Below are 13,371 nucleotides of genomic sequence, written 5' to 3'. Positions count from 1 at the left end.
CAGCTTGCGTTCAGCGGCTGCCCATCAGCGAGCGGCCCAGGGCAAACACCGAGTTCGGCGCCGTGGTGTAGACCGGCTTGGGCTTGGGCGCGCTGAAGACGCCGCGCTTGGCCGGACGTGCCTCGATCTTCACGCCCTTGGCGCGCTGCTCGCTGGCCAGGTGGCGCAGGTTGATCGTCTGCATGTGCTCGACCATCTTGGCGTTCAGCGTGGCCCACAGTTCCTGCGTCATCCACTGGCCCGAGCCTTGCTGCATGGCCACGGCTTTGTCTGCCTTGCCCGGCTTGTCGCCATGGGCCTCGACGGCGCCAATGATGTCGGCCACCGAAATGCTCTCGCTGGCGCGGCTCAGCGAGTAGCCGCCGCCCGGGCCACGGGTGCTTTCGACCAGTCCGGAGTGGCGCAGCTTGCTGAACAGCTGCTCCAGGTAGGACACTGAAATTCTGTGCCGCATGCCGATGTCGGCCAGCGAAATCGGGCCGGCGTTGCCTTGAAGGGCAATGTCGATCATGGCGGTCACCGCGAAACGGCTTTTGGTGCTCAGGCGCATGGGAAATCTCCTTTAAACATCAAAAAAATGACGTGATGCTGTGTACTATAAAAAGCTTTTTACTTCGTGTAAATTCGTATTTAAAACCATTTCACTTCGAAAAATACGAACTATCAAGTTGATTCGACAGCAATCACCCACTTTTTCAGGGGAAAACAGCGCATGAACTTCAAGCACCTGCATTACTTTTGGGTCACCGCCAAGGCCGGCGGCATCAATCGCGCCGGCGAGCAGCTGCACACCACGCCGCAGACGCTGTCCGGCCAGATCAAGCTGTTAGAGGCCTGGCTGGGGCGCCAGCTGTTTCGCAAGAGCGGGCGCCAGCTGGAACTGACCGACGAGGGCCGGCTGGCGCTGGGCTATGCCGACCAGATATTCGCACTGGGCGCTGAAATGGAATCGGCCTTGCGCCAGGCCAGCGGCGGCCAGAAAACGCTGGACTTCCGGGTCGGCGTGGCCGATTCGGTGGCCAAGTCAATGGTCTACCATTTGCTCGAACCCGCGCTGGCGATGAAGCAGCCGGTGCGGCTGATCTGCAGTGAAGGCAAGTTTCCGGATTTGCTCGCCCAGCTGGCGCTGCACCGCCTGGACCTGGTGATGGCCGACGAGCCGATGTCGGGCCGCGTCAGCATCAAGGCCTTCAACCATCCGCTGGGCAGCACACCGATGAGTTTTTTCTGCACGCCGGCGCTTAAAAGCATGCTCAAGGGCGATTTTCCGCAGTGCCTGAACGATGCGCCGCTGCTGATCCTGAGTGCGGCCTCATCGGTGCGCAAACAGCTCGACAGCTGGTTCACCAAGCACCAGATTCACCCCCGCATCATTGGCGAGTTTGACGATGGTGCGCTGATGAAGGCTTTTGGACGCGAAGGCCGGGGCATCTTCATGTCGGCCAGCGTGCTGGAGGCCGAGACGGTAGCGCAATACGGCGTCGAGGTGATTGGCCATACCAACGAGATGGTGGAAGACTTTTTCGCCGTCACGGTCGAGCGGCGCATCACGCATCCGTGCGTGGCGGCCATCACCGAGGCGGCGCGCGGGCAGTTACTGCATGGCCTGGGGCGGCGGGACGCCTGATTCCTTCAATCCCGCACCCAGTGGCCGCCGGATGGCCGCGCATTCGCCCGGTGCGGGCAGATGCGCTTTCAAAAAAAGCGCCAAGGCGTTATTTCGAGGCGGACGCAGCAGGCGCTGGCGTGGCGCTGGCCGCAGCAGGGGCTACGCCGAAATACTGGGTGTAAATCTTGGCGTAAGTGCCGTCTTCCTTGATGCCGGCCAGGCCCTTGTTGATTTTTTCCAGCAATTCGGCGTTGCCTTTCTTGACCGCGATGCCGTACTGCTCGGTGGCAAAGCTGCTGTCGGCAATAGTCTTGAATTTTGAATTGGGGTTGTTGGCGACATAGTGGACCACCACGCCGTTGTCGGCCACCACGGCATCGACGCCGCCGACTTCCATTTCCTTGAGCGCCAGCGGTGTGGACTCGAAGCGCTTGATGTTCGCGCTGTCCTTGCCTTGCAGCTTGGTGATGACTTCGTCGCCGGTGGTGCCGTTCTGCACGCCGACCTTGAGCTTTTTCAGGTCGTCGAACCTGGCGATTTTCGAGCCGCTTTCGACGGCAATCAGTTGCTGGGCGTCGAAGTAGGGCGTTGAAAAATCCAGTGTCTGCCTGCGCTCGGGCGTGATGGTGATGGCCGACACCAGCAAATCGCGGTCGCCCTGGGCCACTGAATTGAAGATGCCTTCCCAAGGCGTGTTCAGGAACTTGACTTCAATGCCGGCTTTTTGCGCGGCGGCCTTGACCACGTCGATGTCAAAACCGACGATCTCGCCTTTGTCGTTCTGCGATTCAAAAGGCGCGTAGGCGGCATCGGTGCCGACGACATAGACCTTGGCGGCGGCAGCGACGGGCGCCGCTGCGGGCGCGCCGGCGGCGGGGGCTGCCGGCTCCTGCTTGCCGCAGGCGGCCAGCACCAGCCCGGCCAGCAAAACGCTGGAGGTTTTCAGAAAGTGTCGCGTCGTGATTGTTGGCATGGAGCATCCTGTAAAAGTTAAGTGGCCGTCGCCCGGTCAGTCCAGAGCCTCAAATGGCGGAACGACTAAAGAAAAGTATAAGGCTCTAACGGTAAGCAATTGTTGCGCCTGTTCACGCTTCATGTCTGAAGCGATTGATCAATACCCATAGGCGCCGCAAGCGCCTCGATGCGTTCGACATGCGCCTGCAGCGAGCGCAGGGCGATGGGCCACAGGCGCGGATCGGTGTCGTCATAGGCCCGCGCCACCCAGTCATTCATCGTGCCTTCAGGCAGGGCGTGCATCGCCGCTGCCACCTTGGCCTCGCGCTTCAAGCGGTGCGCCCTGAGCTGGGCAATTGCCTGCGGGGCTTCGCCGAGCACATGGCCGTGCGCCGGCAGGATGAAATCGATCTCATGCGCGTTGCAGGCGTCGGTGAGCCGGTCGAGTGAATCGAGGTAGGCGCCCATCTCGCCATCGGGCGGATTGATGACGGTCGTGCTGCCGTTCAGGATGTGGTCGCCGGAGAACAGCAGGCCATCCTCGACCAGCACCAGGCACACATGGTTCGCGGCATGGCCGGGGGTGAAATAAACCTTCAAAGTGTGTATTTGTGCTTGATGGGTAAGCGTGAGTAGCTCCTGATTTAATAGCGATCGGTCAGGCACGAAATGCGAATCGGCGCGCGCCGTGTGGGCCGAAGGCAGGCCCAGAATCGGCGGTGGGTAACCGCACAGCGCCTGCAGCGGCCTGGCGCCCGGTGAATGGTCGGGATGCGAATGCGTGCAGACGATGGCTTCGATGCGACCGCCGGTCGCGTCAAACAGGCGAGCGATGTGCGCGGCATCGTCCGGCCCCGGATCAATCACGATGTAGCCGCTGCCGGCCGTGCCAACGATGTAGCTGTTGGTGCCCGGGCCGGTCATCATGCCGGGGTTGGGCGCGGTCAGGCGCATGACGTTTTTCAGCAGCGGCACGGGGTGTTCGCACTGCCAGTCCAGCGAATGCACGATCTGGCCGTCGGGGCTGGTCAGCGCCAGTTCGCCGTAGGGCGAGTCGTGTTCCATGTAGCGCGCATCCTGGCCGCCGAGCAGGCCGGCGCGCGGGCAGGAAATCCACAGCGGCTTTTCATGCGCGCAGGCGGTCAGCACCGCCTCGACGCTGGCGTACCGCGCCAGGCGCTCCAGCGTGCGCAGGGTCGGAAAGATCATGAAGAACGTGCCGGCCTCGTGCCGCGCCAAGGCCTCGGCCGGGCGCACCCAGCTGGGGTCGAACTGCTCGGTTTCATCGGCCACCGGCGTCTGGCCTTCGGGCATGCGGGCGACCAGAAAGGGCACGTCGAAGCGGCGTGGCAAATCGCGGTCGGTGACCCAGTGGGCCAGCACGAACACATCCTTGCCCGCCAGCGTCAGGCCGCGCTCCCGGCACTGCGCGCCGAACGGCGCCTTGCGGCTAAGGGCGGCAATGTCTTCGGTGGTGACATGGCTGCCGTCGGCATGGCGCGCCAGCAGCACGCCGAGTTCCTCGAAGCTTTCGCGGATGGCGGCAATCGCCTGGGTCAGGTGCAGGTCGGTCTGGCCGGCCCGGCGCGTCGACTGCGCATGCGCTTGCGCGTCGGCCGCATCGATGCCGCCGCCAGGAAAGACGAAGGCGCCGGGCGCAAAACTGGCCGTCATGGAGCGCCGGGTCATCAGCACTTCAATGCCTTGCAGCGTGTCGCGCAGCAGCAGCACGGTGGCGGCCGGGCGGGTCGGGGCGGGTTCGCGCTGGGCGTAAAGGAGTTGGGTGGGTCTGACCATGGGGAATTATGGCGTTGAGCGCCGAATTTTTCTGTTGTTGGTTGCTGAGCGGGATTTTCTGCATCCTGCTGGTCGGGCTACCCCCGGCCAGCATGTCCAGGCAGCGTCTAAAAGCGAGCAAGCAAGGCGAAAGCAAGGGCAAATAGTCGCACCAACTCAGCCCATCCACCCAGCCCCAGCAGCGCAGATAATCCCCTTCATGCGAATCCGATTCACCAAAATGCAGGGCGCGGGCAACGACTTCGTGATGCTCGACGAAACCCGCGGCTCCCTTAGCCTCACCGCCGCGCACTACCGTTTCCTGGCCGACCGCCACTTTGGCGTCGGCGCCGACCAGATTTTGACGGTGCGGCCTTCCCCTGGCGAAGGCATCGACTTTGAATACGTCATTCACAACGCCGACGGCGGTGAGGTCGAGCAGTGCGGCAATGGCGCGCGCTGCTTCGTGCGCTTCGTTCGCGAGCAGGGGCTGACCGCCAAGGACGCGGTGAAGGTCAAGACGCTGGCCGGCATCATCGAGCCGCGCCTGCAGCCAGACGGCCGCGTGACGGTCAACATGGGCGCGCCGGTGTTCGAGCTGGCGCGCATTCCCTTCGATGCCGCCGGGTTGACGCCCCAGGCCGCCGGTTCATGGCAAAAATGGCCTCTGGCGCTTGCTGCGCCTGCGCAAGCAGCTCCTGTTTTGGTAGCGGTCGTGTCGATGGGCAACCCCCACGCGGTGCAATTGGTGGACGACGTGGACAGCGCGCCGGTCGCGCAGACCGGCCCCTTGATCGAGCACCACGCGGCTTTTCCCAAACGCGTGAACGCCGGCTTCATGCAGGTCGTGCATCGCGGCCAGATCCGCCTGCGGGTGCATGAGCGCGGCGCTGGCGAGACGCTGGCCTGCGGCACCGGCGCCTGCGCGGCGGTGGTGGCGGGCATCCGGCTCGGCCTGTTGGATACGCGGGTTGATGTCTTGATGCGCGGCGGCCAGCTGACGATTGAATGGAGCGGCGCGCTCGATGCGCCGGTGATGATGACCGGCCCGGCCACGACCGTGTTTGAAGCCGAGATTGACGTTCCCGATAGGCCTTGACCGGCCGGCATCCCTGCGCAAGGCTTGAAGCCGTTATAAAAAAATGGAGACACCGCCAGCATGAATTCTTTGCAACACCCAATCACCGAAGGCGATATCGCCCAGTTCCTGGCCCGAACGCCGGATTTTTTCGAGCGCCATGCCGAACTGCTGGCTTCCGTGCAGCTCTCCAGCGGCCACGGCAATCGCGCCATCAGCCTGTCCGAACGCCAGGCTAGCTTGCTGCGGGAAAAAATCAAGGGGCTGGAAACCTGCGTGGCCGAGATGATCCGCCACGGCCAAGACAACCTGGTGATCGCCGGCAAGATGCAGTCCTGGACGCGCCGGCTGCTCCAGACCGCGCAGGCGCGCGACCTGCCCGGCGCCATCGTCCAGAGCCTGGCCGCCGAGTTCCAGATTCCGCAGGCCGCCATCAGGCTGTGGGGCGCGGACCCTGCGCATGCCGGTGAAGGCTTCGCGCTGGATGTCAGCGACGACCTGCGGAGTTTCGCGGCTTCGCTGAGCGCGCCTTATTGCGGCGTCAATCCAGGTTTTGAAGCCGCCCGCTGGCTGCCTGACGCCGCGCAGGCGCAGTCGCTGGCGTTGATTCCGCTGCGCACCGGCCTGGACGCGCCGGTGTCTGGCCTGCTGGTTCTGGCCTCGCCCGATGCGCAGCGTTTTCACAGCGGCATGGGGACCGAATTTCTTGAACGGCTCGGCGAACTGGCAGGCGCGGCGCTGTCGCGCCTGCAGGCGCCGCTCGCCTTGCGGCCCGCCGGACACGCCGAACACGTGGCATGAAGCGCCTGCCGCCCGTGCAGGCTGCCCTGCCTGAAGCGCCGGACCCGCTGGTCACTCGCTACCTTGCTTATGTCCGGGTGGAAAAGCGGCTCGCCAGCCGCACCGTCGAGCTGTACACCGCCGACCTGGAAAAACTGCAGGCCCAGGCGTGCAAGGCCGGCGTGGCGCTGCTGGATGTGAAGCACACGCACCTGCGGCGCTGGGTGGCGCAGATGCACGGCGCCGGGCGCAGCGGGCGCGGCATTGCGCTGATTTTGTCGGGCTGGCGCGGCTTTTACACCTGGCTGGGCCGCGAGGGGCTGGTGCCCGGCAACCCGGTGCAGGACGTGCGCTCGCCCAAGGTCGCCAAGCCGCTGCCCAAGGCGCTGAGCGTCGATGAGGCGGTGCAGCTGGCCCGTTTTGAAGCCGACGCCACCGGCGTTGACGCCTTTCTGGAAGCGCGCGACCGGTGCATCACCGAACTGCTTTACGGCTGCGGCCTGCGCATTGGCGAGATGGTCGGGCTCGATGCGCAGGCCAGCGGCCAGGCGCGCGGCTGGATCGACCGCGATGCCGGCGAGGCGCATGTGCTGGGCAAGGGTGAAAAGCGGCGCAGCGTGCCGGTGGGCGGCGCGGCGCTCGCGGCGCTGGACGCCTGGCTGTCAGTGCGCGGCGCGTCGGCGGTTCGCAGTGCTGACGGCCATCAGGCGCTGTTCATCAGCCAGCGCGGCACCCGCCTCACGCCGCAGCACATCCGCGTGCGCCTGAAGCAGCGCTCCCAGCAGGCCGGGCTGGCCACGCCGGTGCATCCGCACATGCTGCGCCATTCCTTCGCCAGCCATGTGCTGCAGTCCAGCGGCGACCTGCGCGCGGTGCAGGAATTGCTGGGCCACGCCAACATCACGACCACCCAGGTCTACACCCGGCTCGACTTCCAGCACCTGGCCAAGATCTACGACGCCGCGCATCCCCGGGCCCTGTCGAACGGCGCGGGCGACAAGGCGCCAGCGCCGCCGGCGGTCCGTAAACCTGACGGCCTGAAGTAGCCAGGTGGGCTGCCGCGACAATAGCGGCATGAACATCATTCGACTGAAAGACGGCCGGGAACGCTCCCTGCTGCGCCGCCACCCCTGGGTTTTTGACGGCGCCATCGCCAGCGGCAGCGGCGATTCTGGCGAAACCGTGCGCATTGAAAGCCATGCCGGCCAGTTCCTTGGCTGGGCCGCGTCCAGCCCGACGTCCAAGATCCGCGCCCGCGTCTGGAGCTTCAACGAGGCGCAATGTATTGATGCTTCGTTTTTCATAGCACGCATCGCCCAGGCGATAAGCGCAAGACGCCTGTTTGACATCAAAAGCGACGGCTTGCGGCTGATCCACGGCGAATCCGACGGCCTGCCTGGCTTGGTCGTTGACCGCTACGGCGACACGCTGGTGGCGCAGTTCTCCAGCTGCGGCACGGAGAAATGGAAAAGCGTGATCGTTGATGCCTTGCTGGCGCAAACCGGCTTGACCCGCCTGTACGAACGCTCGGACGCCAGCGTGCGCACGCTAGAAGGACTGCCGGAGGCGACGGGCTGGCTGGCCGGCTCGGGCGACACCGGCATCGTCATCACCGAGCACGACTGGAAACTGAGCCTGGACGTCGCCGAAGGCCACAAGACCGGTTTTTACCTCGACCAGCGCGACAGCCGGCAGAAGTTTTCCGCCTACGCGCGCCGGCTCGGGTTCAAGGATGTGCTGAACTGCTACTGCTACACCGGCGGCTTCACCGTGGCGGCGCTGGCCGGCGGCGCGGCGCACGTCACCTCGATCGACTCGTCCGGCCCGGCCATCGAGCGCGCCCGGGCCAACGTCGCGCTGAACGGCTTTGACGCCGGCCGCACCACGATGCTCGACGCCGACGTGAACGCCATGCTGCGCCAGTATTTGAAGGACGGCCGTACCTTCGACGCCATCGTGCTCGACCCGCCCAAGTTCGCGCCGACCGTCACGCACGCCGAGCGCGCCGCCCGCGCCTACAAGGACATCAACCGGCTGGCGCTGTCGATCCTCGCGCCCGGCGGCGTGCTGTTCACCTACTCGTGCTCGGGCGGCATCAGCGCCGATTTGTTCCACAAGATCGTCGCCTCGGCCGGCACCGACGCCGGCGTGGACGCCTTCATCTGCGAACGCATGGGCGGCGCGCCCGACCACCCAATGACAGTGGCCTTTCCGGAAGGCGAATACCTCAAGGGGCTGGTGCTGGTCAAACGGCCTTCAAACTAGCTTTTTAATGATCAAATCGGCCTTTTGCGCATGGCGGACGGGCATAAGCAGCTATTTAAATCATAGTAAATAGAGAGGTCGCAGTCTGGCTCGCCCAGCCTGTCTGGTATTGACCAGAGCCCTTCAGGGTCTTGAAGGTGTGGCTAAACTCCCCAGCTTGATTTTTTCGGCCTTGTGCATCGTTCGTTGCGTATATCTGTAGTTCCCTGTTTTTTTAGGTAAACACCATGAGTTTGATTCCCGTCACCATCCTCACCGGCTTTCTCGGCTCGGGCAAAACCACGCTCCTGAAGCGCATCCTGACCGAGGCCCATGGCCAGAAGATCGCCGTCATCGAAAACGAGTTCGGCGAGGAAAACATCGACAACGAAATCCTGGTCAATGACACGCAGGAAAACATCATCCAGATGAACAACGGCTGCATCTGCTGCTCGATCCGCGAGGATTTGCGCGAGACGCTGCAGCTGCTGGCCGCCAAGAAGCGCAAGGGCCTGCTGGACTTTGACCGCGTGGTGATCGAGACCACCGGCCTGGCCGACCCCGGCCCGGTGGCGCAGACCTTTTTCATGGACGAGGAAATCGCCGAGCAATATTTGCTCGACTCCATCCTGACGCTGGTCGATGCCAAGCATGCGCAAACCCAGCTCGACGACCGCCAGGAAGCGCGCCGCCAGATCGGTTTTGCCGACCAGATCTTCATCAGCAAGACCGACCTGGTGGCCGAGGACGAGGTCAAGGCCTTGACACACCGCCTGACGCACATGAACCCGCGCGCGCCGCAAAAAGCCGTGCATTTTGGCGAGGTGGCGATTGCCGACGTGTTTGACCTGCGCGGCTTCAACCTCAATGCCAAGCTCGACATCGACCCCGATTTCCTCAAGGCCGACGAGCCGCATGACCACGACCATCACGACCATGAACACGGCGAGCAGTGCGACCATCCGTCGCACGCCAGCGAAGGCCAGGGCCATCACCACCATCACGACGACGACGTGAAAAGCTTCGTATTCCGCTCGGACAAGGCTTTTAGCCCGGCCAAGCTTGAAGATTTTCTGGGCGCGGTGGTCAACATCTATGGCCCGCGCATGCTGCGCTACAAGGGCGTGCTGAACATGGAAGGCACCGAGCGCAAGGTGATTTTTCAGGGCGTGCACCAGCTCATGGGCAGCGACCTGGGGCCGGCTTGGGCGGAGGGCGAGACCAAGACCAGCAAGATGGTGTTCATCGGCATCGACTTGCCGAAAGATATTTTTGTGCAGGGTCTGGAGCAGTGCCTGGTTTGAGGCAGACTGGCGGTTTTCGGACCCAACCCAACCTTCATCCATGAAAACGCCCATGCCGCCAGCATCTTCCAGTGGATTCCTGCTGAGTTTGCGGCACCAAGCCGGCGAGCCGCTACAATCGCGCGCCGACCAAAATACCCGGGAATTCGAATCGGGAAGCCAGCCTAGGGGAAACCCGCTCACTTCAAGGGCTGAAAGCCGCCTTAGGGCGGTTTCAAGGGCTGGTTTGGCGCAGTCACACCAGATTATCTGGCACCAGGTAGGGCTTGGCGGCTCCAGGGCGGCCAGGCAAAGAATCGGTCCGGGACATCACCCCAGGCCGTTTCCCAGAGGAGAGACTCAGTGAATACCCCAGAAAAGAAAATCAAGACCCCTGCGCAGACCCCGGCCAAGCCGGCGGCCAAGGACACCAAGACGAGCAAGGCGCCGCCCGCCACGCCCGTGCGCATGGACTCCGCGCCGCTCAAGCCCGGACGCAGAAGCTCGGCCCGCACCGCGATCCAGACCCCTGCGCCGTCGCCCATGCTGCCCACGCATTCGCCCGACGCCGCCAAGGCCAGCTATTCCACAATGACCGAACGCGTCATCGCGCCGCCGGTTCATGCGGCCGCTCCGAAGGACCCGCAGCTGGCTAACAACTGGAAGACCAAGCCGGCCAACCAGCTGACGGACCAGGAAATCAAGGCCATGCCTGATGCCGAGTACATGAACGACACCCAGCTGGCCTTTTTCCGCCACCGGCTCTCGGTGCTCAAGCAGGAAATCCACAACAGCGCCGGCCAGACGACCGAACACCTGCGCGAAGACGCCGCCATCGTTCCCGATCCGGCCGACCGCGCGACGATTGAAGAAGAGCATGCGCTGGAGTTGCGTACCCGCGACCGGGAACGCAAGCTGCTCAAGAAAATCGAGCAGTCGATTGCCCGCATCGATTCGGGCGACTATGGCTACTGCGACGAAACCGGCGAAGCCATCGGCGTTGGCCGCCTGATTGCACGCCCGACGGCCAATCTGTCGCTCGAAGCCCAGCAGCGGCGCGAGCTCAAGCAGAAAATGTTCGGCGACTGAGTCGCCATTGCAGTGCAACGCCCTGATTGAACAGCATGTCCAAAGACGATACCGCTTCCGGCTTGTTATCCAAGCTGGTCAAGTTTGTCCGCAATCCGGCCACCAACTGGACCGAGCTTGATTCTCTTGACGGCGACAAGAATGACGTAGTCACCAAGCAGCTGCTCAATGAAATGATTGAGCGCAAGCGGCGCAACGACTTTGTGCGAAAGCGTGAATTCGACATGTTGCGCAAGTTGCAAAAGCTTGAGGTGCTGGCGGGTAAAGCGGCCGATCCGGGTGGCAGGCCTTCATTTTTCCAGAGCAGCATCACGTCCAATGTTGATGACCGCGCGACAACGCTGAAAAAGATCGACGAAATCGAAGCACAGATGTCGATGCAGTGGTGGAAAACCAATAATCAGACCGCGTCCAACGCGGCCACCGAACCGGCATCGCTGTCGCTCTTACAGGCCGGACGAGGGCAGCTGCCAACACAAGGTTCAATGCCCGTTGACTACCAGCCAACGATGCCTGCCGTAACGGAGTCGGCACATCCGGCCGATGAGCCAGCCCCGGGCATCCTGCTCGACGACCTTTTAGGCGGATTGCCGAAAATTCCGGACCGCGCCGGGTTTCCCGGCATCGACAAGTCCGGGGACAGCAGCGCGCTGGGATTGCTGCCGTCGCTGGATCCGGCGCTGGCGACAGGCATGGACCGCGAATCCATCGTGCACGATGCCGAACTTGAAGAAGCCGCCATTTTGTTTGCCAATGGCGATGATGCGGGCGCTGAAGCCGGTCTGCTCGACATTCTGCGGCCAGGCGCATCGCACGCCGACCATGTCTATACCTGGCTGGCATTGTTCGATCTGTACCGCGCCATCGGGGAACAGGGCAGGTTCGAAGCGGCCGCCCTTGATTTCGCCGAGCATTTCAGCCGCTCCGCGCCCCAGTGGTTTTCCCTGCCGGACATGGTCAACGCACTGATCCAGCCTGGCGAAAAACCTGGTCACAAGAGCACGGCTGCCGACTGGATCTGTCCTTCGGTATTGGGCGTGCAATCCGTGGGCGTTCTCAATACGGCGATTGCCCGGTCTCCCATGCCATGGCGCCTTGACTGGAGCTATCTCAAGACCATCGAAACCGCAGCACTTGAGCCTTTGCTCAAGGTCTTTGGCAACTGGGCAGCCCAGCCTGTGCAGTTGCGCTTCCTTGGCGATGCGCAGTTGCAAAAGGTGCTGCTGGACACCACCCCTTCAGGCGAGCGCGCCACCGAGCCCAAGTGGTGGCTGCTGCGCATGGAAATGCTGCGCGTCATTCACCGTCCTGATGATTTTGAACTCACCGCGCTCGATTTTTGCGTCACTTACGAGGTGTCGCCACCCGCATGGGAAGTCGCACACTGTAATTACAAGTCGCTCGACGATGAGGGCGATGCCATGGGCCGGGCAACCATCATTGGCGAGCCGACCACCACCGAAACCACCTATTCCACCCTGATGGAACTGGACGGTGATTCCGGACTCGATTTTCCGTCGAGCATGCCCAGTCGCTTTCTATCGGTGGATCTGTCAGGCCAGATCCAGGGCGACGCCGTGGGCGTCCTGGACCGGCTGGAAGCCAGCCTCATGGGGGCGGACAAGATGCATATTTCCTGTGCCAAGCTCATTCGGGTCGACTTTTCCGCCGCAGGCATGCTGCTCAACTGGGTGTCTGCCCGACGGGCCGAAAATCGCGTTGTTGAGTTTTCCGAGGTCAACCGGCTGGTCGCCGCTTTTTTCAACGTGATCGGAATCGTCGAGTACGCCAAGGTGAGCGCCCGAAGCGACTGATTCGATTCTGCGGGGCTAGGCACAGGCCGGATCTGCAGGCAAGGTAAAATCAGGGCTAACCTGCTAGTCCGGCTCAAGTACACATTCAAAAAATACTGCCCGGCCGTGACGTGCAACAGTCCCGCTCTTGGCGATCAGCGTTGTCATTGCATTTCCAGGTCCATCCGATATGTCGTTGCGCCGCGCCTAATCTCTGAGAGATGCGCAAACGGAGCCCGCGCTTCGCATCCGAACCGCAACCCCTGCGCATTGTGGGACCGTTTTGATCAAAATAAAAACTGAAAATTGTTATTCATTTGTCGCACAAAAAAACATTTTGTGGTGCTTTTTCGTGATTTAAAAATCGCTATTCGCAGTCTGACTCGGCCTTTTCCAGACTAAATACATTTGCATAGTTTTATAGTCCGACGTTAAGCCCGCAAGCCTTGACCGCTTCGCAAAATATGTTTGCATGCTACGCTTTTGCTAGCTTTAAGGCTTGAGGATTCAAGGCTGACAGCCAGGCTGCTCATGGAAGCGGTGATGCACTTTTTGCATCTCTCTGGTGGCGGACGGCTGCAAAAGGTCAAACACGGCAACCATGCCTTTCATGTCGCTGCTTCAGCGATATTCCCACAAGCTTGAGGGTCTTAATGTGCAACCTTCAATATCTGCGCCAAGTGATTCATACAAAACAACTTTAAATCGTTCAGCAGCTTTCGTTTAACCCTCTAAGCTATTGATTTCATTGAAATAATTTGTGTC

The 13,371-nt window shown here is 62.3% G+C and carries 11 protein-coding genes; 8 read left to right on the top strand and 3 right to left on the bottom strand.

All coding sequences use genetic code 11. The annotated features are described in order from the left end of the window. Window positions 1–10: 10 nt before the first annotated feature. Entirely contained in the window at window positions 11–550 is a 540-nt protein-coding gene (locus tag ACP7AD_RS09740) for an Rrf2 family transcriptional regulator (protein WP_426146516.1), read from the bottom strand. A 162-nt stretch (window positions 551–712) separates the two neighbouring features. Between ACP7AD_RS09740 and nhaR the strand changes: the two genes are divergently transcribed. Continuing rightward, a complete protein-coding gene (gene nhaR, locus ACP7AD_RS09735) occupies window positions 713–1,627 on the top strand; it encodes a transcriptional activator NhaR (protein WP_426146518.1) in 915 nt (304 codons plus the stop codon). 88 nt (window positions 1,628–1,715) lie between these two features. Here the strand turns inward: nhaR and ACP7AD_RS09730 are convergent, their stop codons facing one another. Further along, complete coding sequence (locus tag ACP7AD_RS09730) at window positions 1,716–2,582, bottom strand: basic amino acid ABC transporter substrate-binding protein (protein ID WP_426146519.1); 867 nt, start codon at window positions 2,580–2,582, stop codon at window positions 1,716–1,718. A 119-nt stretch (window positions 2,583–2,701) separates the two neighbouring features. Continuing rightward, a complete protein-coding gene (locus tag ACP7AD_RS09725) occupies window positions 2,702–4,360 on the bottom strand; it encodes an MBL fold metallo-hydrolase (protein WP_426146521.1) in 1,659 nt (552 codons plus the stop codon). 199 nt (window positions 4,361–4,559) lie between these two features. Between ACP7AD_RS09725 and dapF the strand changes: the two genes are divergently transcribed. The 7 genes from dapF (at window position 4,560) to ACP7AD_RS09690 (ending at window position 12,627) form a co-directional block, all read left to right on the top strand. Beyond that, the gene (dapF, locus tag ACP7AD_RS09720) at window positions 4,560–5,438 is read left to right on the top strand and encodes a diaminopimelate epimerase (RefSeq protein WP_426146523.1); all 879 of its coding nucleotides are present in this window, start codon (window positions 4,560–4,562) and stop codon (window positions 5,436–5,438) included. Between the two features lie 60 nt (window positions 5,439–5,498). Further along, on the top strand, window positions 5,499–6,218 hold the full coding sequence (locus ACP7AD_RS09715; RefSeq protein ID WP_426146525.1) for a DUF484 family protein: 720 nt from the start codon (window positions 5,499–5,501) through the stop codon (window positions 6,216–6,218). After that, window positions 6,215–7,243 carry a tyrosine recombinase XerC gene (locus ACP7AD_RS09710; RefSeq protein ID WP_426146527.1) on the top strand — a complete coding sequence of 343 codons (1,029 nt, stop codon included), beginning with the start codon at window positions 6,215–6,217 and terminating at the stop codon, window positions 7,241–7,243. The genes ACP7AD_RS09715 and ACP7AD_RS09710 overlap by 4 nt, the downstream gene beginning before the upstream one ends. A 28-nt stretch (window positions 7,244–7,271) precedes the next feature. Further along, on the top strand, window positions 7,272–8,462 hold the full coding sequence (locus tag ACP7AD_RS09705) for a class I SAM-dependent rRNA methyltransferase (protein WP_426146529.1): 1,191 nt from the start codon (window positions 7,272–7,274) through the stop codon (window positions 8,460–8,462). A gap of 227 nt (window positions 8,463–8,689) precedes the next feature. Beyond that, window positions 8,690–9,745, top strand: coding sequence for a CobW family GTP-binding protein (locus ACP7AD_RS09700; protein ID WP_426146530.1), 1,056 nt, complete (start codon window positions 8,690–8,692; stop codon window positions 9,743–9,745). A 342-nt stretch (window positions 9,746–10,087) separates the two neighbouring features. Continuing rightward, entirely contained in the window at window positions 10,088–10,813 is a 726-nt protein-coding gene (gene dksA / locus ACP7AD_RS09695; RefSeq protein ID WP_426146532.1) for an RNA polymerase-binding protein DksA, read from the top strand. Between the two features lie 35 nt (window positions 10,814–10,848). Next, window positions 10,849–12,627, top strand: coding sequence for an STAS domain-containing protein (locus ACP7AD_RS09690; protein ID WP_426146533.1), 1,779 nt, complete (start codon window positions 10,849–10,851; stop codon window positions 12,625–12,627). Window positions 12,628–13,371 lie beyond the last annotated feature (744 nt).

It is taken from the genome of Polaromonas sp. DSP2-3-2b2 (genome assembly GCF_049895905.1).
GTDB lineage: Bacteria > Pseudomonadota > Gammaproteobacteria > Burkholderiales > Burkholderiaceae_C > Polaromonas.
Note: the sequence above shows the minus strand (reverse complement) of the source record. Positions and strands in the feature narration are given on the sequence as shown.

What these genes read in the sequence shown, in the direction of transcription:
- nhaR (WP_426146518.1), top strand. Translation starts at nt 713, where the DNA reads ATGAACTTCAAGCACCTGCATTACTTTTGGGTCACCGCCAAGGCCGGC.
- ACP7AD_RS09700 (WP_426146530.1), top strand. Translation starts at nt 8,690, where the DNA reads ATGAGTTTGATTCCCGTCACCATCCTCACCGGCTTTCTCGGCTCGGGC.
- ACP7AD_RS09705 (WP_426146529.1), top strand. Translation starts at nt 7,272, where the DNA reads ATGAACATCATTCGACTGAAAGACGGCCGGGAACGCTCCCTGCTGCGC.
- ACP7AD_RS09715 (WP_426146525.1), top strand. Translation starts at nt 5,499, where the DNA reads ATGAATTCTTTGCAACACCCAATCACCGAAGGCGATATCGCCCAGTTC.
- ACP7AD_RS09710 (WP_426146527.1), top strand. Translation starts at nt 6,215, where the DNA reads ATGAAGCGCCTGCCGCCCGTGCAGGCTGCCCTGCCTGAAGCGCCGGAC.
- ACP7AD_RS09725 (WP_426146521.1), bottom strand. Translation starts at nt 4,360, where the DNA reads ATGGTCAGACCCACCCAACTCCTTTACGCCCAGCGCGAACCCGCCCCG.
- ACP7AD_RS09730 (WP_426146519.1), bottom strand. Translation starts at nt 2,582, where the DNA reads ATGCCAACAATCACGACGCGACACTTTCTGAAAACCTCCAGCGTTTTG.
- ACP7AD_RS09740 (WP_426146516.1), bottom strand. Translation starts at nt 550, where the DNA reads ATGCGCCTGAGCACCAAAAGCCGTTTCGCGGTGACCGCCATGATCGAC.
- ACP7AD_RS09690 (WP_426146533.1), top strand. Translation starts at nt 10,849, where the DNA reads ATGTCCAAAGACGATACCGCTTCCGGCTTGTTATCCAAGCTGGTCAAG.
- dapF (WP_426146523.1), top strand. Translation starts at nt 4,560, where the DNA reads ATGCGAATCCGATTCACCAAAATGCAGGGCGCGGGCAACGACTTCGTG.